The 18,892-nt window shown below is 58.2% G+C and carries 16 protein-coding genes, 4 tRNA genes and 1 pseudogene; 4 read left to right on the top strand and 17 right to left on the bottom strand.

Annotation, left to right across the window (positions count from 1 at the left end):
* From hemC to hemY, 4 genes and pseudogenes are all read left to right on the top strand, one after another.
* Positions 1–247: pseudogene (hemC, locus tag KHQ28_RS09525) on the top strand (hydroxymethylbilane synthase); the annotation flags it as partial.
* Positions 244–984 (top strand): uroporphyrinogen-III synthase, encoded by a 741-nt coding sequence (gene hemD / locus KHQ28_RS09530; RefSeq protein ID WP_002883380.1) that lies wholly within the window; start codon positions 244–246, stop codon positions 982–984. The pseudogene hemC and the gene hemD, both read left to right, overlap by 4 nt.
* 21 nt (positions 985–1,005) lie before the next feature.
* Positions 1,006–2,187, top strand: coding sequence for a uroporphyrinogen-III C-methyltransferase (gene hemX, locus KHQ28_RS09535; protein ID WP_004150429.1), 1,182 nt, complete (start codon positions 1,006–1,008; stop codon positions 2,185–2,187).
* Between the two features lie 3 nt (positions 2,188–2,190).
* Positions 2,191–3,387, top strand: coding sequence for a protoheme IX biogenesis protein HemY (gene hemY, locus KHQ28_RS09540; protein ID WP_032418222.1), 1,197 nt, complete (start codon positions 2,191–2,193; stop codon positions 3,385–3,387).
* A 461-nt stretch (positions 3,388–3,848) separates the two neighbouring features.
* On the opposite strand, the gene KHQ28_RS09545 is transcribed toward hemY, so the two are convergent.
* The 17 genes from KHQ28_RS09545 to wecA form a co-directional block, all read right to left on the bottom strand.
* Positions 3,849–3,925: transfer RNA gene (locus KHQ28_RS09545), tRNA-Pro, on the bottom strand.
* A 42-nt stretch (positions 3,926–3,967) separates the two neighbouring features.
* Positions 3,968–4,054 (bottom strand) — tRNA-Leu (locus KHQ28_RS09550).
* A 23-nt stretch (positions 4,055–4,077) separates the two neighbouring features.
* Positions 4,078–4,153, bottom strand: a tRNA-His gene (locus tag KHQ28_RS09555).
* A 55-nt stretch (positions 4,154–4,208) separates the two neighbouring features.
* Positions 4,209–4,285: transfer RNA gene (locus KHQ28_RS09560), tRNA-Arg, on the bottom strand.
* A 102-nt stretch (positions 4,286–4,387) separates the two neighbouring features.
* Positions 4,388–5,773 (bottom strand): amino acid permease, encoded by a 1,386-nt coding sequence (locus KHQ28_RS09565; RefSeq protein WP_002883322.1) that lies wholly within the window; start codon positions 5,771–5,773, stop codon positions 4,388–4,390.
* A gap of 205 nt (positions 5,774–5,978) precedes the next feature.
* On the bottom strand, positions 5,979–6,719 hold the full coding sequence (gene wecG / locus KHQ28_RS09570) for a lipopolysaccharide N-acetylmannosaminouronosyltransferase (RefSeq protein WP_004177935.1): 741 nt from the start codon (positions 6,717–6,719) through the stop codon (positions 5,979–5,981).
* An 11-nt stretch (positions 6,720–6,730) separates the two neighbouring features.
* Positions 6,731–8,077 carry an ECA oligosaccharide polymerase gene (gene wzyE / locus KHQ28_RS09575; RefSeq protein WP_004886822.1) on the bottom strand — a complete coding sequence of 449 codons (1,347 nt, stop codon included), beginning with the start codon at positions 8,075–8,077 and terminating at the stop codon, positions 6,731–6,733.
* A complete protein-coding gene (locus tag KHQ28_RS09580; protein WP_032418223.1) occupies positions 8,074–9,150 on the bottom strand; it encodes a TDP-N-acetylfucosamine:lipid II N-acetylfucosaminyltransferase in 1,077 nt (358 codons plus the stop codon). Before KHQ28_RS09580 ends, wzyE begins: the two co-directional genes overlap by 4 nt.
* Positions 9,147–10,397: a lipid III flippase WzxE gene (gene wzxE, locus KHQ28_RS09585; protein WP_004150424.1), complete on the bottom strand. Its 1,251-nt coding sequence runs from the start codon at positions 10,395–10,397 to the stop codon at positions 9,147–9,149. The genes KHQ28_RS09580 and wzxE overlap by 4 nt, the downstream gene beginning before the upstream one ends.
* A 1-nt stretch (position 10,398) precedes the next feature.
* The gene (gene rffA, locus KHQ28_RS09590) at positions 10,399–11,529 is read right to left on the bottom strand and encodes a dTDP-4-amino-4,6-dideoxygalactose transaminase (RefSeq protein ID WP_032418224.1); all 1,131 of its coding nucleotides are present in this window, start codon (positions 11,527–11,529) and stop codon (positions 10,399–10,401) included.
* Between the two features lie 5 nt (positions 11,530–11,534).
* Positions 11,535–12,209 carry a dTDP-4-amino-4,6-dideoxy-D-galactose acyltransferase gene (rffC, locus tag KHQ28_RS09595; RefSeq protein WP_004146507.1) on the bottom strand — a complete coding sequence of 225 codons (675 nt, stop codon included), beginning with the start codon at positions 12,207–12,209 and terminating at the stop codon, positions 11,535–11,537.
* Positions 12,187–13,068, bottom strand: a complete 882-nt coding sequence (gene rfbA / locus KHQ28_RS09600) for a glucose-1-phosphate thymidylyltransferase RfbA (RefSeq protein WP_002883307.1) — start codon at positions 13,066–13,068, stop codon at positions 12,187–12,189. The genes rffC and rfbA overlap by 23 nt, the downstream gene beginning before the upstream one ends.
* Positions 13,069–13,086: 18 nt before the next feature.
* Entirely contained in the window at positions 13,087–14,154 is a 1,068-nt protein-coding gene (gene rffG, locus KHQ28_RS09605; protein WP_019704851.1) for a dTDP-glucose 4,6-dehydratase, read from the bottom strand.
* Positions 14,151–15,413, bottom strand: a complete 1,263-nt coding sequence (gene wecC, locus KHQ28_RS09610; protein ID WP_004186361.1) for a UDP-N-acetyl-D-mannosamine dehydrogenase — start codon at positions 15,411–15,413, stop codon at positions 14,151–14,153. Before wecC ends, rffG begins: the two co-directional genes overlap by 4 nt.
* The gene (wecB, locus tag KHQ28_RS09615) at positions 15,410–16,540 is read right to left on the bottom strand and encodes a non-hydrolyzing UDP-N-acetylglucosamine 2-epimerase (RefSeq protein WP_002883297.1); all 1,131 of its coding nucleotides are present in this window, start codon (positions 16,538–16,540) and stop codon (positions 15,410–15,412) included. Before wecB ends, wecC begins: the two co-directional genes overlap by 4 nt.
* 56 nt (positions 16,541–16,596) lie before the next feature.
* Complete coding sequence (gene wzzE, locus KHQ28_RS09620) at positions 16,597–17,643, bottom strand: ECA polysaccharide chain length modulation protein (protein ID WP_002883296.1); 1,047 nt, start codon at positions 17,641–17,643, stop codon at positions 16,597–16,599.
* Between the two features lie 13 nt (positions 17,644–17,656).
* Positions 17,657–18,760, bottom strand: coding sequence for a UDP-N-acetylglucosamine--undecaprenyl-phosphate N-acetylglucosaminephosphotransferase (gene wecA / locus KHQ28_RS09625; RefSeq protein ID WP_002883295.1), 1,104 nt, complete (start codon positions 18,758–18,760; stop codon positions 17,657–17,659).
* Between the last annotated feature and the right edge of the window lie 132 nt (positions 18,761–18,892).

Raw genomic sequence — 18,892 nt, forward strand, 5'->3', positions numbered from 1 at the left:
GGCGATGAACACCCGCCTCGAAGGCGGCTGCCAGGTGCCGATCGGCAGCTATGCGGAACTGAAGGACGGGGAACTGTGGCTGCGGGCGCTGGTTGGCGCTCCGGATGGTTCACAGCTGGTGCGCGGCGAACGACGCGGGCCAGCGGAACAAGCGGAAGCCCTCGGCATCTCGCTGGCGGAAGAGCTTCTGGATAATGGCGCCCGCGAGATTCTCGCGGCGGTTTATGATGGAGAAGCCCCGCGATGAGCATCCTGGTCACTCGTCCACTACCGCAAGGAGAAGCGCTGGTCAGCCGTCTGCGGGCCATGGGACGCGTGGCCTGGAGCTTTCCGCTGATAGAATTTACGCCTGGCAGGGAGCTTCCCGCGCTGGGCGATGCGCTTGCCCGACTGGGGCCCGACGATCTGCTATTTGCGCTATCCCAGCATGCGGTGGAATTCGCCCATGCCCGTCTGCAGCAGCAGGGCCTGCCCTGGCCCACTTCTCCGCGCTATTTTGCCATTGGCCGCACGACGGCGCTGGCCCTGCATACGGTCAGTGGGCAGCATATCCATTACCCGTTAGATCGGGAAATTAGCGAAGTCTTGCTACAATTACCTGAATTACAAAACATTGCCGGGAAAAATGCGCTGATCCTACGCGGCAATGGCGGGCGGGAACTCTTAGGCGCGACGCTGACCGAGCGCGGCGCCAGGGTCACATTTTGTGAATGTTATCAACGTAGTGCAAAACATTACGATGGCGCAGAAGAAGCGATGCGCTGGCAATCTCGCGGAGTCACCACGCTGGTGGTCACCAGCGGCGAGATGCTGCAGCAGCTATGGTCGTTAATACCGCAATGGTATCGCGAACAGTGGCTCCTGCACTGCCGCGTTGTCGTTGTCAGCGAACGTCTGGCCCTTCAGGCCCGGGAACTGGGCTGGCAGGAGATTCAGGTTGCCGATAGCGCCGACAACGATGCGCTGCTACGCGCATTACAATAACTCTCAACATTGGAAGCCATAATGACGGAACAACAAAATCAATCCGCCGTGGTTGAAGAGACCAGGGAGGCCGTGGAGACCACACCACAGCCAGAGAATACTGAGAAGAAGAAGGCAGGCAATAAAACCAGCCTGGCGCTCAGCGCGATCGCTATCGCCATTGCGATAGCCGCCGGCATCGGCCTGTATGGCCTGAACAAACAACAGGCCACGCGGCAAAACGCAACTACCTCTGAATTAGCAAGCCAGGTCGCGGCGCTGCAAAAAGCGCAGGAAAATCAAAAAAGTGAACTGGAAGGTGTTATCAAACAGCAGGCCGACCAGCTAAACGAAGCCAAACACCAGCAGGAGACGCTGGCCAAACAGTTGGATGAGCTGCAGCAAAAAGTGGCGGTGATTTCCGGTAGCGATGCCAAAACCTGGCTGCTGGCCCAGGCCGACTTCCTCGTCAAGCTGGCGGGACGTAAGCTGTGGAGCGATCAGGATGTCACCACCGCCGCCGCGCTGCTGAAAAGCGCTGACGCCAGCCTCGCCGACATGAACGACCCAAGCCTCATCGGCGCCCGCCGGGCGATCACCGACGACATCGCCACCCTCTCCGCGGTAAGCCAGGTGGACTATGACGGCATGATCCTCAAGGTTAATCAGCTGGCGAACCAAATCGATAACCTGCGGCTGGCCGATAATAACGATGACGATTCGCCGATGGACGCTGATAGCGATGAGCTTTCCAGTTCTATCAGCGAATGGCGCGTCAACCTGCAGAAAAGCTGGCAGAACTTTATGGACAGCTTTATCACCGTGCGCCGCCGCGATGAAACGGCGGTCCCGCTGCTGGCGCCGAATCAGGATATCTATCTGCGGGAAAATATTCGCTCTCGCCTGCTGGTCGCCGCGCAGGCAGTTCCGCGCCATCAGGAAGAGACCTGGAAACAGTCGCTGGATAACGTCTCGACCTGGGTACGCGCCTATTATGATACCGATGACGCCACCACCAAAGCCTTCCTCGACGAGGTGGATAAGCTCAGTCAGCAAAGCATTACCATGACGGTGCCGGAAACGCTGCAGAGCCAGGCGTTGCTGGAAAAACTGATGCAGACCCGAGTGCGCAACCTGATGGCGCAGCCTGCCGTTACCGCGGGCGGCGCGCCTTCGCCCGCACCTGCTGCGCCGGCCGCCCCCGCTGCGCCGCAAGGAGAGTAACGCATGCTGAAAATTCTTTTACTCTTCGCACTGTTGATCGCCGGGATCGTGCTTGGCCCGATGATCGCCGGGCATCAGGGCTACGTCCTGATCCAGACCGATAATTACAATATCGAGACCAGCGTGACCGGGCTGGTGATCATCCTGATCCTCGCCATGGTGGTGATGTTCGCCATTGAATGGCTGCTGCGCCGCATTTTCCGCACCGGGGCGCATACGCGCGGCTGGTTTGTCGGCCGTAAACGCCGTCGCGCGCGTAAGCAAACCGAGCAGGCGCTGCTTAAGCTGGCGGAAGGTGATTACCAGCAGGTTGAGAAGCTGATGGCGAAAAATGCCGATCACGCCGAACAGCCGGTGGTGAACTATCTGCTGGCGGCGGAAGCGGCCCAGCAGCGCGGCGATGAAGCGCGGGCCAACCAGCATCTGGAGCGCGCCACCGAGCTGGCGGGCGATGACCTGATCCCGGTGGAAATCACTCGCGTTCGCCTGCAGCTGGCTCGTAATGAAAATCACGCTGCGCGCCATGGCATCGATAAGCTGCTGGAAATTACCCCGCGTCATCCGGAAGTGCTGCGCCTCGCCGAACAGGCATACACCCGCACCGGCGCCTGGCAGTCGCTGCTGGACATCATTCCGTCGATGGCGAAAGCTAACGTCGGCGATGAAGCGCACCGTGCGGCGCTGGAACAGCTGGCCTGGGTTGGCCTGATGGATAAAGCGCTGGCCGATGGCGGCAGCGAAGGACTACGCGAATGGTGGCGCAACCAGAGCCGTAAAACGCGGGCGCTGGTGCCGCTGCAGGTGGCGATGGCCGAGCGCCTCATCGAGAGCGACGATCACGATACCGCGCAGCAAATTATCATTGATGGTCTGAAGAAACAGTATGATGACCGTCTGGTGATGCCGATCCCGCGTCTGAAGACCAATAACCCGGAACAGCTGGAGAAAGTGTTGCGCCAGCAGATCAAAGCCGTTGGCGACCGTCCGCTGCTGTGGAGCACCCTGGGCCAGTCGCTGATGCGGCACGGCGAATGGCAGGAGGCCAGCATCGCCTTCCGCGCCGCGCTTAAGCAGCGTCCGGATGCCTTTGATTACGCCTGGCTGGCGGATGCCCTGGACCGCCTGCATCAGCCGGAAGAAGCCGCCGCTATGCGCCGCGATGGACTGCTGCTGACGCTGCAGAATAATCCTCAGCCATAACCTGGCATGGCTATCGCCTCCTGCGGGGCGATAGCCCTTCTCCCCCGCCTTCGCATTGACGGATCCCTGAAAGAAAAAAACGCCTGCGCTGAAATCAGGGCAGGCGTTAAAACAGGTCTGTTTGACAACAAATTGGGTGCTTCACTCAACGTAATGTCCATGGTGTTTGATGAGGCATAAATGCGACATCTGTCAGTGGACGATAAGCACCGTAAGAACGGCTCTGCATCATTCCGGAGTTTATGAGGCACGAAGGCGAACATAAGAGATGGAATGAGCATCTACCCGGTTATTATCGCACAGGATCCGGGGAAATTGCATCTACCACAGTGATGAATTGAGAGTTTTCCTGACGCGTATTCTTAAGCAAAGAGAAGATTTTTTATCAGCAAGATCAGAGAAATAAGAGATGGCGGACGGCAGCAGAAAACAAAAAACCCCGCCGAAGCGGGGTTCAAAATTGGTCGGCGAGAGAGGATTCGAACCTCCGACCCACTGGTCCCAAACCAGTTGCGCTACCAAGCTGCGCTACTCGCCGAAATACTGCTTTTTGAATTTTTAGTTCAATTCGTTAAAGTCGTGGTGCGAGGGGGGGGACTTGAACCCCCACGTCCGTAAGAACACTAACACCTGAAGCTAGCGCGTCTACCAATTCCGCCACCTTCGCAAATTCACAACTCTATCAAATAATGGGGTGGCTAATGGGATTCGAACCCACGACAACTGGAATCACAATCCAGGGCTCTACCAACTGAGCTATAGCCACCACTGCAAACCTTTTACGCGGTATTAAAACCACCGCAGCTCCAGCACCGGGTTAATGGTGCGCCCGACAGGATTCGAACCTGAGACCTCTGCCTCCGGAGGGCAGCGCTCTATCCAGCTGAGCTACGGGCGCTTAGCGCCGTTGCGGGGTCGGATAATACGGACTTCCTACCCCGCTGTCTAGTGCCTTTTTAAAGAAAATTATCGTTTGCTCATGCTTTGTTCGTTTTGACGGTTATTCAGCCGTATTATTGACTTGCCCCTGTCTTCCGAGGCCAAACACCTTATAAATCAGGGTGACGGCGGCCAGAAAAATAATGCCGACGAAGAGCGACATGCGGGTTTCATCATTCAGTCCCATCCCGACCAGCACGCAGATCAGGAAGGCCATCGTGAAATAGTTGGCCCACGGAAACAGCAGCGAACGGAACGGATGGCTGGCAATCGCCGCCTGATGCACGCGACGGAAACGCAGCTGACTAATCAGGATCACAAACCAGGGCACCATCCCCGGCAGGACGCTGGCGCTATAGACATAGACGAACACCCGCTGCGGATTAGGAATAATGTAATTCAGGCAGGAGCCCACCAGCAGGATCAGAATCGACAGCGCCACACCGACGGACGGAACGCCGTTGCGCGATACCTTACCGATCGCCGCCGGCAGCTGACGGTTCTTCGCCAGGGCGTACAGCATACGTCCGCAGCTGTACATTCCGCTGTTGCAGCCGGAAAGCGCTGCCGTCAGCACCACGAAGTTGATAATTCCCGCCGCCGCGGTAATACCGATCTTGGCAAACGTCAGTACGAACGGGCTGCCGTTGGAGCCGATTTGATCCCACGGGAAGATAGTGACGATAACAAAAATCGCGCCGACGTAGAAAATCAGGATCCGCCACAGCACTTTGCCCACCGCGCTGCGCAGCGTCACCTGCGGGTTTTTCGCTTCACCTGCGGTAATGCCGATGAGCTCCACCCCCTGATAGGACGCGACCACGATACACAGCGCCGTCAGGAAGCCCTTCCAGCCGCCAGCAAAGAAACCACCATGTTCGGTGAGATTACCAAAACCGATGGAGTGGCCGCCGTTGCCAAAGCCGAAGAAAATGACGCCCAGACCCACGACGATCATCACGATAATGGTGGTCACTTTTATCATGGCGAACCAGAACTCGATTTCACCGTATAGCCGGACCGCCGCGAGGTTAGCCAACGCCACCAGCCCCACGGCAATCAACGCCGGGATCCACTGCGCCATCTCCGGGAACCAGAACTGCACATAGACCCCGATGGCGGTAATCTCCGAGATCCCCACCGCCATCCACATAAACCAGTAGGACCACGCGGTCAGATAGCCGAAGAAGGGGCTCATATAGCGATGCGCATACACCGCGAAGGAGCCTGTGACAGGCTCAAGGAACAGCATTTCGCCCATTGAGCGCATAATGAAAAAGACGAACAGGCCAGCGATAATGTACGCCAGCAGCACGGAAGGCCCAGCCCATTTCAAGGTACTGGCCGCCCCCATAAACAACCCCACGCCAATCGTCCCGCCAAGGGCGATCAGTTCAATATGCCGGGCCTCCAGTCCACGCTGGAGCTCCGCTTTTTTCTCAGTCATATATCCTCTTGTGTTTGCCGTATTCCGGGTGCTCCCGGTTATTGTTATTAACTGAAACCATAGCCTTGCCGACGCGCAGGTCTCCCCGGCGCGTATGAAGCCTGCGAATGGTTAATTAATTTTGCGGAAATGGCAAATAAAGTATCAGGCGAGTGAAGAGATTACACAGAATATGTATGCAAACTCGCCTGGTTGCAGTGGAATATCAGAGCTTACCGGAATAATGCCAACGTAAATAGCGCAGTAGGCGGAACTGTCTCTTGATGCGGCTCGGCTGTAAAAGCAGACGATAGAACCACTCCAGCCCCAGATCCTGCCAGAACTTCGGCGCCCGATGGACGTGCCCGGTAAAAACATCGTAAGTGCCGCCGACGCCCATATACAGCGCGTGCGGATACAGGCGCCGGCAGTCGCGCATAAAGATCTCCTGGCGCGGCGACCCCATCGCGACGGTGACGATTTTCGCCCCGCTGTCGCGAATGCGTTCGAACAATGCCTGGCGTTGCTCAGGGGTGAAATAACCGTCCTGGCTGCCGACGATGTTCACCTGCCAGCGCTGACGCAGCCTGGATTCTGTCTGCGCCAGGACCTCAGGTTTACCACCAACCAAAAACACCGGTGTCCCTTCAGCGCCAGCGCGCTGCATTAACGCTTCCCAGAGATCGGCCCCGGCGACGCGGGATACCTGGGCCTGCGGGTATTTTTTGCGCAGCGAACGCACCACGCTGATGCCATCGGCATATTTAAACTCCGCCGCCTCAATCAGCGCCCGTACCTCCGGGTTATCCTCTACGGCCAGCATTTTCTCAGCATTAATGGCTACCAGCGTCCCCTCGCGGAGCGCGCCGTCGGCAAACAAATAATCCAGAGCGTGCGGCATATCGCGCCAGCCTATGAGCTGCAGCCCTCTTAACAGGTACAACGGCGCGGAAATGGTCCCAGTCATGTCCATCCTTCTCAGACTTGCGGTTGCGAAAGCGGTTTTACGCGCTTATGAATCAGTCCCACGCTATCCAGGAACCAGTACAGCAGTTTCGCCGCCAGCAAGCAGATACCAAAGATCACGAGGAAAAACACCACGCGGGAGCCGAACGAATCCAGCCCCTCGCGCGCCAGCACTATCATGTTGAAGATAGCGCCGAAACAGAAACTGTGCAGGATAGCCGCTTTATAGCGATTGCTCTCCCGGTTGCCCAGCTCATACAGCCAGTCGAACCATTTAATAATCAACCCTACCGCCACGGCGCCCAGCGGTACGAACCAGACGCCGCCCATCACCACCAGCGAGCCAATCAGCGTCGGCGAGATCGCCAGCCCCGAATGGTTGTTTAACACCTCCCAGGTGAAGTAGTTGGCGGTATTGAGCACCATCGTCGGACGACCGTGCCACATCCAGCTGGGGATGAAGACGTAGAAATCGCGGATCATCGGCGCCAGCCCCTGGAAATCGATCTTGTCGTAGTTCTGCAGCAGCAGCGCCAGGTTCTCCCACGGTGAGAAGGTGTCGCGCGTGAGATACAGGAAGGTATAAAACGCTTCATCGCCGCTGACGTTCATCCCGTAGCGCTTCAGCGCCAGCCAGAACATGCCGACAATACCCAGCACGCCCGCCGCCGCCAGCATCCACAGGCTGATCCAGCCGCGAATAATACCGATGAACAGAAAGATGGCGAAGGCGATGATGATATTGGCGCGGGTCCCGCCGACAATGGCGTAGGTCAGCAAACCAAAGGCCACGGTGCTGACGAGGAAGAAGATCCACGCCTTATAATCCTGGCGCAGAAAATAGACCACCAGCATCGCCGGAATAAAGAAGTAAAAGAAGCGCTTCAACGCCACGCCGGACACTTCAGCAGAGAAAATCTGGCTGTAGGAGTTGAGCTTAAACAGCAGAAAGCCGTTGTGAGCGAAGAAGATGCCGACGCACAGCAGCGCCAGCCCCATCAGTATGCCCCACGCCAGATGGGTTTCCACCCGGTTCATGGTAAACAGCGGGCGATGCGCAACCTCGCGCGAGGCCGGGCGCAACCGCGTTTTATAGGTCACGTAGTAGATCGCGTAGAAGCATACCGCGATCAGCAGCGTCTGCAGCAAAATCTCCGGCGGCGCTACGCTGACGTCAAAGCGGAACACCAGAATACTGGTCAGCGGGAAGCCGAAGAAAAAGGTCAGCAGAAACAACAACGAGAAAAAGACGTTGAAGTTGAAGCGTACCCGGCGGAACTCAAACCAGGTGGCGGTGGCGATAAACAGGGTCGACAGCAGCCAGACCACCAGCAGCCCGCTAAATTGCATTAACGTCATGCCTGCCCCTCCGCCGCTAACCGTAGCGCCCGCTGCCAGCCCGTCAGATAGTTCGGCCGGAAGAAGGCGATAGCGGATTTATCCACGCTCGCCAGCTGACGCTGCGCTTCGCGCACCACGCTGACGTCCAGCGCGTCGCTGGTGAACAGCACCGGCACATGCTGCTCGGCCATATCCTGCCAGAACGGGTTTTCCCGATTGAGCACGCAGGGGATGCCCGCCTGAATCAGCAGACACAGGGTGCCGATCCCCTGCTGGCGGGCAAACAGAAAATAGCCCAGATCGCAGCGGCGCAGCAGCGCCAGATAATCATGAAACTCCAGCTTCTCGCTGAGGATCTGCAGATGCTCACCGCTAAACAGCGCCGCCCCCGCCTCGCGAACCTCATTGATATAGGCGTCGTTATTCGCTGGATAGCCCATCGGCACGATGACGTTTACCGTATCGCCAAACTGCTGATGGATTGCCTTCAGCGCGGCAATATGTTCATTGCTGCGATCCCCGGAGTTGCCGACCAGAATAGTCAGGGTATCACCGCGCGGAGCGTTATCGGCCAGGGTATTCAGCGCCGGATCCATACGGGTCGGGAAGTAGAGCAGCTCGCCCGGGACGCGCGGATGGCGGTTAGCGAACCAGCTGAGATCGCCGCGGGTGGCGAAAACGCGCCCTACCCGCCCCTGCGCCATACGGCGCAGCGGATAGAACAGGCGAAACTTCAGGCTGGCAGAATTTTCATACAGATCCGCCCCCCAGATATGCCAGTTAAACTGCGACGGGCGGATGCCGCCGCTCAACAGCGCCAGCCACAGCCCGGTATTGAACTGGCCGTGGAAGAAAAAGCGCTGCTGGCGGTTGGCTTTCGCGGTAGCAATCACTGCCTGCGCCAGCGATTTCTTCCCCGGATAGCAGGTGATGTCCAGCGCCGGATACCCATCACGCACGCAGGCCTCATCACCGACGATCATAAATCTCCTGGCCTGCGGGTCGGCGGCCAGTTCGTCGTTAAAGAACCGCAGTACGGTCTGGTTATGATGCGGGATATCCGATCCCAGTACATGTATCAGTGCTGTCATGCCCGTTTACGCCAGAGTAAAAACACGCCACTACAAAGGGCGAAATAAACAATATAAGTGGCCATATATGCCTGCGCCGCGCCAACCGCGCCGTGCGCCGGTATAAGCCAGTGTGAGAATGTGGTCAGCAGTGCGAACTGGCTGATTTCCGTCAGAATATAAAAACGCAGCGACGCTTTGGCGATCACCAGATAGCCATAGACGTAGGCGCCTACTTTTAAAACGTCGCCCACCAGCTGCCAGGCAAACAGGTCACGCATCGCGGTAAAGCGATCGGAAAACAGCAGCCAGATGGCAAAATCGCGCAGCAGCCAGACCGTCAGGCTCGCCGCCGCTACTGCCGGCAGGACGAATTTCAGCGACTTGACTATCTCGTGGGTGATATCCGTTTTGGCGCTCAGCCGCGACAGCGTCGGCAGCAGATAGACGCTAAACGAGGCGGTAATAAACTGCAGGTAGGCATCGGAGATGCTGCTAACCCCCTGCCAGATCCCGACCGCCTCCCAGCCGTAATGCGCCGCCAGCAGATTACGCATCATCACATAGGCTACCGGCAGGGTCACCGAGGTTATCAGCGCCATCAGGGTAAATTTCGATAGCTGTCCCGCCAGACCGTTATCCCAGCGCGGACGCAGGGCGCTCAGCGGGATATTACCCCGCCGCCAGAGCATAATACCCGCCGGGACCACCACCAGCGCTGGAACTAACGCCAGCCCCAGCAGCGCGCCCTGATAGCCGCCCAACACGTAGCAAGCATAGTAAGCCGCCACGCCGATCAGGCTCCCGGCAATCAGCGAGAAGGCGTTACCCGCCGCATCGCGAAAGCCTTTCATCAGCGCCAGCAGGAAATTCGCCCAGGCGATCCCCATCTGCACCAGCGCCACCAGGCGTACCAGCCCCTGATAGTGCGTATGGCCGAACAGCCCCTGGCTTATCGGCGCCGCCGCCAGTAAAAATACCAGCGCCAGCAGGGTGGAAAAGCCAAGCACCATCGCCGACGAGGTGCCCACCACCTGCTTCAGGCGCGGGGGATCGTCGTGATGCTGCGCCACCAGCTTCGTGACGCCATTAAATATCCCGGCCCCGGCCAGCACGCCGAGTACGGTGACCAGTTGCCGGAAGTTACCGGCCTGGCCAACGCCCGCCGGCCCAAACGAGACGGCCAGCAGCTTGACGACCAGCAGACCGGCGCCGATTTTGACCAGCGTCGATGCCGCCGTCCACAGTGAGGCTTTTGCTAACGACATATCAGGAGAAGTAGCTCAGCAGCGAGTTAATCACCGTCCGCTGGTTCACCACAGACAGATTGTAAAACAGCGGCAGGCGTACCAGACGCTCGCTCTCCTGAGTGGTGTAGCGGTCTTCACCGCGGAATTCGCCGAACTGTTCGCCTGCCGGGCAGCTGTGCAGGGGAATGTAATGGAATACCGCGAGGATCTCCGCCTCTTTCAGCCAGGCGATCAGTCTGCTGCGATCCTCGATATCGCGCAGCTTAATGTAGAACATGTGCGCGTTTTGCCCGCAGTCGGCCGGAACCCTCGGCAGTTCGATACGCCCGGCGCGCGCCAGCGGCAGCAGCGCATCATAGTAGTTCTGCCACAGGGCCAGGCGCTGCTGGTTGATGCGCTCCGCCGCTTCCAGCTGCGCCCACAGATAGGCGGCCTGCAGGTCGGACATCAGATAGCTGGAGCCAATGTCCCGCCAGGTATATTTATCCACCAGGCCGCGAAAGAACTGGCTGCGGTTGGTGCCTTTTTCGCGAATAATCTCCGCGCGTTCCACCAGCGTGCGATCGTTGATCAGCGTCGCCCCGCCCTCACCGCCGGCGGTGTAGTTTTTGGTTTCATGGAAGCTGAAGCAGCCGATATGGCCGATGGTGCCCAGCGCGCGCCCCTTGTAGGTGGACATCACCCCCTGCGCGGCGTCTTCCACCACAAACAGGTTGTATTTGTCGGCGATGGCCATGATGGTGTCCATCTCGCAGGCTACGCCGGCATAATGCACCGGGACAATCGCCCGGGTTTTATCGGTGATGGCGGCTTCGATGAGCGTTTCGTCGATATTCATCGTATCGCGACGGATATCAACGAAGACGATTTTCGCCCCGCGCAGCACAAAGGCGTTGGCGGTGGAGACAAAGGTATAGCTGGGCATAATCACTTCGTCGCCCGGCTGGATATCCAGCAGCAGCGCGGCCATCTCCAGCGAAGCCGTGCAGGAAGGGGTCAGTAGCGCTTTTGCCGTGCCAAATCGCTGCTCCATCCACTGCTGGCAGCGGCGCGTAAAGCCGCCGTCGCCGCACAGCTTGCCGCTGTTCATCGCAGACTGCATGTAATCAAGCTCGGTTCCAACCACCGGCGGCGCGTTAAATGGGATCATGGGGGTCACCTGTATAGCCAGTAGGCGGTGCTTTCCACGTTAGCACCGCTGAGAATATAACGTTTAAGCGCGGCGGTGTTGCCCATCTGGGTCGCCACCCGCAGTGTAGAAAGTCCGCGCGAGGCGGCCCAGTACCGCGCCGCCTGCATCAACTGCGCCCCGGCGCCGCGTCCGGCCAGCAGGCCGATACGCGCTTCGGTCGCAGTGATCTGCCGCAGGGAGACAAAGGCGCGAATATCGCCCTCAGGATGGCGATAAATCAGGCACTGATGATCGAAGGTGCCGCGCACCGCATTTTCAATCCACTGGGCATAGAAGCGGCCGCTGGCGTCGGCAGCGTACCAGGGCGCGCGAAAGCGGCTCATGGCAAATGCCTGCGCCGCCTGCTCGCGCAGCGGCGCAATATCCGCTTCCACGGCGACGTCTGCGCCGGCATCTGCAGGGCTGCCCACCGGCAGCGCCAGATCGACCTCACCTTCCACCAGCTGAAAACCCAGCCGCTGCAGCGCGTCCAGCCGGACGGTGTCGCTGGCGGCGATCTTCGCCTGCACTCGCGACCACCCCGCCAGCGCCTCAGGCGTCAGCCGCGGCGCGTGCTCGTCAAAGCGCACGATCGCGCTGTTCACGGCAAAGAAGCGGTTCTCCCACTCCAGGGGGTCAATACTGGCGCGGACGGGCACGGAGCAGATCCAGCAGATATTGGCCGTAGCCGGTTTTTTCCAGCCGCTTCGCCGCACGTTTGACGCCGTCGTCGTCCAGCCAGCCGTTACGCCAGCCGATCTCTTCCAGACAGGCGATTTTAAAGCCCTGGCGCTTCTCGACGGTCTGCACGAACATGCTGGCCTCGATCAGGCTATCGTGGGTGCCGGTGTCCAGCCAGGCAAAGCCGCGTCCAAGCAGTTCGACGGTCAATGCGCCATCCTCCAGATACATCTGGTTGATGGAGGTGATTTCCAGCTCGCCGCGCTCGGATGGCTTGACCCGTTTGGCATACTCCGTCACCTTGCCATCGTAGAAATAGAGACCGGTGACCGCCCAGTTCGACTTCGGCTGCTTCGGCTTCTCTTCCAGCGATAGCGCACGGAAGTTATCATCAAACTCCACCACGCCAAAGCGCTCAGGATCCATCACCTGATAGCCAAAAATCGTCGCCCCTTCCGTGCGGGCAGCGACGCTGCGCAGCTTCGGGCTAAAGCTTTGGCCGAAGAAGATATTGTCGCCTAACACCAGACACGCCGGTTCGCCGTTAAGAAAGGCTTCGCCGATGATAAACGCCTGGGCTAAACCATCCGGCGTCGGCTGTACGGCATAGTGCAGCGCAATGCCAAACTCTGAGCCATCGCCGAGCAGGCGCTGGAAATCACGTAGGTCGTCCGGCGTGGTGATAATCAGGATCTCACGGATCCCGGCCAGCATTAATACCGACAGCGGGTAGTAGATCATGGGCTTATCGTAGATCGGCAACAGCTGCTTCGATACGCCGCGGGTGATGGGATGTAGCCGCGTTCCGGAACCGCCCGCCAGAATAATACCTTTCATCATTCCCCCCAGAGATGATTAGCTTTGCAGCCCAAGACGCTCGCCCTGATAGCTTCCGTCCTGAACCTGACGCCACCAGGCCTCGTTCGCCAGATACCACGCCACGGTCTTATGCATACCGGAGGTGAAAGTCTCTGCCGGCGTCCAGCCCAGCTCGCGGGCAATCTTCGAGGCATCAATGGCATAGCGCAGATCGTGGCCCGGACGATCGGCAACGAAGGCGATCAGATCGCGATAGTGCGCCACGCCCTGCGGCTTATCCGGCGCCAGCTCTTCCAGCAGCTGACAAATGGTTTCCACCACCTCGATATTTTTACGTTCGTTATGACCGCCGATATTGTAAGTTTCGCCCGGTTCGCCGCGGGTCGCCACCAGATACAGCGCTCTGGCGTGATCTTCCACGTACAGCCAGTCGCGGATCTGTTGTCCATTGCCATACACCGGCAGCGGCTTGCCCGCCAGCGCGTTAAGGATCGTCAGCGGGATCAGCTTCTCGGGAAAGTGATACGGGCCGTAGTTATTTGAGCAGTTGGTGATAAGCGTCGGCAGGCCATAGGTTCGCAGCCAGGCGCGCACCAGGTGGTCGCTGCTGGCTTTCGAAGCCGAATAGGGGCTGCTTGGCGCATAGGGCGTGGTCTCGGTAAAGAAATCATCGCTGCCGTGCAGATCGCCATACACTTCATCGGTGGAGATGTGATGGAAGCGAAACGCCGATTTTTGCGCCGTAGCCAGGGTATTCCACCAGCTACGGGCCGCCTCCAGCAGCGTATAGGTGCCCACGATATTGGTCTCGATAAACGCCGCCGGGCCGTCAATCGAACGATCGACATGGCTTTCCGCCGCCAGGTGCATCACCGTATCCGGTTGATGCTGACGAAAAATGCGATCCAGCTCGGCGCGGTCGCAGATATCCACCTGTTCAAAGGCGAAACGCGCATCCTGCGCCACCGGCGCCAGCGACATTAAATTGCCGGCGTAGGTCAGTTTATCCACCACCACCACGCGATCGGCGGTGTGCTGGATAATCTCCCGCACTACCGCCGAACCAATGAAGCCCGCGCCGCCGGTGACCAGAATGGTTCTCACCGCCACACTCCTTTGGTGTCGACGATAAACGCCTGGGTGACGCTATCGCCGCTAACGGCTTTAAATTGGTTATGATCGACCAACATCACCAGCACATCGGCGCTGGCCAGCGCCGCCTCAAGGGTCGCCAGCGTACACAGTCCATCGAGTTTCTTCGGCAGTGCGTGAATGTTGGGCTCAACCACCTGGGTCGTGCCGCTGTGCCAGCGGGCAATCTGCGCGGCAATTTCCATCGCCGGACTTTCGCGCAGGTCGTCAATATTCGGTTTAAAAGCGAGGCCAAAACAGGCGATCGTCAGTTCGCTGGCCCGCTTGTTGGTGGCATTCAGGCAGTCCGCCACCTGCGCTTTCACCTGTTCGATAACCCATTCCGGCTTGTGGTCGTTGACCTCGCGAGCGGTGCGGATCAGACGCGCCTGCTGCGGGTTTTGCGCCACGATAAACCATGGGTCGACGGCGATACAGTGGCCGCCAACACCCGGGCCCGGCTGCAGGATATTGACGCGCGGATGGCGGTTCGCCAGGCGGATCAGCTCCCAGACGTTAATCCCCTGGTCAGCGCAAATCAGCGACAGCTCGTTGGCAAAAGCGATGTTGACGTCGCGGAAGCTGTTTTCCGTCAGCTTGCACATCTCGGCGGTGCGCGAGTTGGTCACCACGCATTCGCCTTCAAGGAAGATTTTATACAGCTCGCTGGCGCGAGCGGAGCAGACCGGCGACATGCCGCCGATAACGCGGTCGTTTTTAATCAGCTCGACCATCACCTGACCGGGCAATACCCGCTCCGGGCAGTAGGCGATATTCACGTCCGCCGCTTCACCCACCTGCTGGGGGAAGCTAAGATCCGGGCGCATCTCCGCCAGCCACTCGGCCATCTGTTCGGTCGACCCGACCGGCGAAGTGGACTCGAGGATCACCAGCGAGCCTTTCTTTAACGTCGGCGCAATAGATTTGGCGGCCGACTCGACAAACACCATATCCGGCTCGTGGCGATCTTTAAACGGCGTCGGCACGGCAATCAGGTAAGCATCCGCCTCCACCGGGGTGGTGGTGGCGCTTAAATACCCCTGCTCGACCGCGGTCTTCACCACGCTCGCCAGATCCGGCTCCACGATATGAATCTCTCCACGGTTAATGGTCTCCACGGCATGTTGATTAACATCAACGCCGACCACCCGCTTCTGCCGGGAGGCGAACGCGGCAGCGGTTGGCAGCCCGATATAGCCAAGGCCAATCACTGAAATGGTAGAAAAACTCATAGCGTTACCTGATTATTTTTAAGTGCAGACAAAATGCGACGACATGCTTCGCCATCGCCATAGGGATTATGCGCGCGGCTCATCGCCTGGTATGCAGCATCATCCTCCAGCAGTCGCGTCACTTCCGCGACGATGCGCTGGCTGTCGGTGCCCACCAGACACACGGTGCCGGCGGCCACCGCTTCCGGACGTTCGGTCATATCGCGCATGACCAGCACCGGCTTACCCAGCGAGGGGGCCTCTTCCTGAATGCCGCCGGAATCGGTCAGGATCAGCCAGGCGCGATCCATCAGCCAGACGAACGGCAGGTAATCCTGCGGTTCAATCAACATCACATTGTCAATATGGCCAAGAATACGATTCACCGGCTCGCTGACATTAGGATTCAGGTGAACCGGATAGACAATCTGCACCTCAGGGTGGGTATGGGCTATCTCGGCCAGCGCCTGGCAGATCTGTTCAAAACCGAGCCCAAAGCTTTCCCGCCGGTGGCCGGTAACCAGAATCATCTTTTTACCGTGGCTGATGAAAGGATAGCGCTGCAGCAGGGTCTCCCGTAGCGCTTCATCGCCCAGCACCCGATCCCGCACCCAGAACAGGGCGTCAATGACCGTATTCCCGGTAACCGTGATCCGACTGTCGGCAATATTTTCCCGCAGCAGGTTCTGCCGCGAGGTTTCCGTGGGGGCGAAATGGTATGTCGCCAGATGGCCGGTCAACGTACGGTTGCCTTCTTCCGGCCACGGCGAACTTAAATCACCGGTGCGCAGGCCGGCCTCTACGTGACCCACCGGTATCCGCTGGTAAAACGCCGCCAGGCTCGCCGCCATGGTGGTGGTGGTATCGCCATGCACCAGCACCACGTCGGGTTTAAACGACTCCAGCACCGGCTTCAGCCCTTCAAGGATGCGACAGGTGATCTCGGTCAGCCCCTGCCCCGGCTTCATGATGTTGAGATCGTAGTCCGGGACAATAGAGAAAAGTTTCAACACCTGATCGAGCATCTCCCGATGCTGCGCGGTCACGCATACTTTCGCCTCAAAATGAGGATCCTTTGCCAGCGCATGGACCAGAGGCGCCATCTTGATGGCTTCCGGCCTCGTGCCAAATACAGTTAGTACTTTCACATCGATTCTCTTCGATTAGGCGATGAAGGTCATCTGCCCTTCACCACAGGCCGCAATCACAGGACACGACGACGCGATAACGCCACGCCTGCGCCGATGAGCGCACCCACAATCCCCCACATCACCATCAGAAATACACGGCGCGGGCTATCGCGTTTTACAGGTTCTTCCGGCGTCCGCAAATACCGGTAAGTCTGAAAACGCGGATCTAACGTTGGACCGACGTTCAACGTGCTCAGCATGGCGCGGTTCTGGTCGTAATCGAGGTCATATTCCGGCCCGACGGCCTGCAGGTTTTCCAGCCTGGCCTGCAGCATCGGCCTGCCCAATAAAAATAGCTCTGAATCCGGCAACTGATCGGCAGGAACATCCGTTTCGCTACGTGAAATATTGTGCTGCTGAGCCACCTTCAGCGCCTGCTCCACGCTGTGCGTCCGGCGGTTGAAGATGGCCTCGGCCACCTCTTCCTGGCGCTTCACCTGCGCCTTCATCTGCACCGTCCGCGCCGCCCAGGCGCCTTTAAGTTCGTCGTTAAGATGGCCTGCCGCCCGCTGGCTGGCGAAGGCCACATACTGACGCAACAGATTATTGGCATCCTGCCCGGTCTCGGCGGTCAGTTTGACGCTGTCGTTAATGCTCTTGGCCGCATCGCCTGGCATAAACTGGATATTGTTAATCAGGTCATCCAGCATCGCCGCATCAGCGCGGGCATTACCCGACTGACGCTGCTTGTAGTAGTCCGTTTGCAGCCAGAAATCGCGCCGGGTATCCCATGAGGCCAGCTGCATGATGAACTCTTTATACGCTTCATCCATGGCGGAAGGCTGGTCGACCGAGGCGAGGTCGGCTTTAATGTCCAGATTGCGTAGGAACTGCTGTTGGGAATAGTATCCCCCCAACATATTGACAGTAGGCCGATCGGTGATCGCCGTGGCGCTCCACTCCTGGCGAGCAAAGAAGGTGTACACCAGCACGATGGCGGCGAAGAGTACGGCGCCGCCGACTATCCAGCCTTTTCCTGCCCATAAAGCGCGAAACAGCCCGCGAATATCCAGCTCGTTCTCAACGTTCACTGCTTGTGCTCCCGGTAATGGTTGAGTCATCACATCCCCAGCTCTACTTGGTTAGTTTCGGATTATTGCCGCTGTGTCGCCGAATTCTGCGTCTGATGCGCTTAACCAGGCGCGCCACTTTCCAGGCGCGCTTAATACAGTAGCCATAAAGAAAGAAGGCTACCAAAAAGAGAATTAACATCACCCATTCCGGCACAATGCGGGTGTATTCCGCCACGACGCCAACCAGCGCCAGCAGGGCGGCGGCCAGGGTAATCAGGACAAACGCCTGGCGGGAAGTAAACCCGGCGCGCATGATCAAATGATGAATATGCTGACGGTCCGGTGAGAAAGGACTCATGCCTTTGCGCAGGCGGCGATACATAATCGCCACCATGTCCATCAGCGGGATAGCGATAATCCACAGCGCGGTCACCGGGCTAATGGGATGCGTTTTACCTTGCGTGGTTTCCAGCAGGATCCAGATGATGGTGAAGCCAATCATCGTGCTGCCGGCGTCACCCATAAAGACTTTATAGCGGCGGCCGAGGGCGCCAAGATTGAGAAGAATATAGGGTAGAATGGCGGCGATCATCGCGAAACACCACATCGCCAGGCTGTACTGACCATCAAACCAAAGAATAATCCCGGTCGCCGCAAAAGAGACCGATGACAGTCCGCCGAGCAGGCCGTCGATACCATCGACCATGTTGAACGCATTGATAGCGGCCCAGACGGCAAACAGCGTCAGGAAGAAGCCGAAGGGCCCCAGCACCAGTTCCCACGAGCCAAAAATAAAGCCCAAACTACTCAGATGCAGATTCCCTGCCATCATCATAATCACGGCGATCGCGGCCTGAATGACCGCGCGAATTTTCACGCTGATGTCGAAGCGATCGTCAAGCGCGCCAACCAGCACCAATACCCCCGCGCAGGCCAGATACAGCGAGGCGTGAGGAATATAATAATCGGCGATGGCGAAAGTGAAACAGATACCTGCATAAACTGAGATACCACCGACCAACGGAATCAACCCCTGATGCCGTTTGCGATAGTTGGGTTTATCCACTAACCCGATCTTTTTTGCCACTTTCCGCGCGACAAAAATAAAGAGGGTCGTGAATAAGAAAATACTGATTAATTCAGTAATAGCAGTGAGTAAATTCACAACGCATGTGCTCTCAGCATAGTTAATCCGGGAAGTATAGCGATGATGCCCCAACTCCAGAAGGGGAAAAGCAGAACATTACAAATTTATTGTATAGATTTTAGTCTGTTAAAGCTGTCTCCGCCTGCTATC

Origin of the sequence: Klebsiella sp. 28, from assembly GCF_018223905.1 — a bacterium.
GTDB classification, from domain to species: Bacteria; Pseudomonadota; Gammaproteobacteria; order Enterobacterales; family Enterobacteriaceae; genus Klebsiella; species Klebsiella pneumoniae.

Coding starts and splice junctions, on each gene's coding strand:
- hemX (WP_004150429.1), top strand. CDS start 1,006: ATGACGGAACAACAAAATCAATCCGCCGTGGTTGAAGAGACCAGGGAG.
- rffA (WP_032418224.1), bottom strand. CDS start 11,529: ATGATCCCATTTAACGCGCCGCCGGTGGTTGGAACCGAGCTTGATTAC.
- wecG (WP_004177935.1), bottom strand. CDS start 6,719: ATGACTGGGACCATTTCCGCGCCGTTGTACCTGTTAAGAGGGCTGCAG.
- rfbA (WP_002883307.1), bottom strand. CDS start 13,068: ATGAAAGGTATTATTCTGGCGGGCGGTTCCGGAACGCGGCTACATCCC.
- hemD (WP_002883380.1), top strand. CDS start 244: ATGAGCATCCTGGTCACTCGTCCACTACCGCAAGGAGAAGCGCTGGTC.
- KHQ28_RS09580 (WP_032418223.1), bottom strand. CDS start 9,150: ATGACAGCACTGATACATGTACTGGGATCGGATATCCCGCATCATAAC.
- KHQ28_RS09565 (WP_002883322.1), bottom strand. CDS start 5,773: ATGACTGAGAAAAAAGCGGAGCTCCAGCGTGGACTGGAGGCCCGGCAT.
- wzxE (WP_004150424.1), bottom strand. CDS start 10,397: ATGTCGTTAGCAAAAGCCTCACTGTGGACGGCGGCATCGACGCTGGTC.
- wecC (WP_004186361.1), bottom strand. CDS start 15,413: ATGAGTTTTTCTACCATTTCAGTGATTGGCCTTGGCTATATCGGGCTG.
- wzyE (WP_004886822.1), bottom strand. CDS start 8,077: ATGACGTTAATGCAATTTAGCGGGCTGCTGGTGGTCTGGCTGCTGTCG.
- wzzE (WP_002883296.1), bottom strand. CDS start 17,643: ATGACTCAACCATTACCGGGAGCACAAGCAGTGAACGTTGAGAACGAG.
- hemY (WP_032418222.1), top strand. CDS start 2,191: ATGCTGAAAATTCTTTTACTCTTCGCACTGTTGATCGCCGGGATCGTG.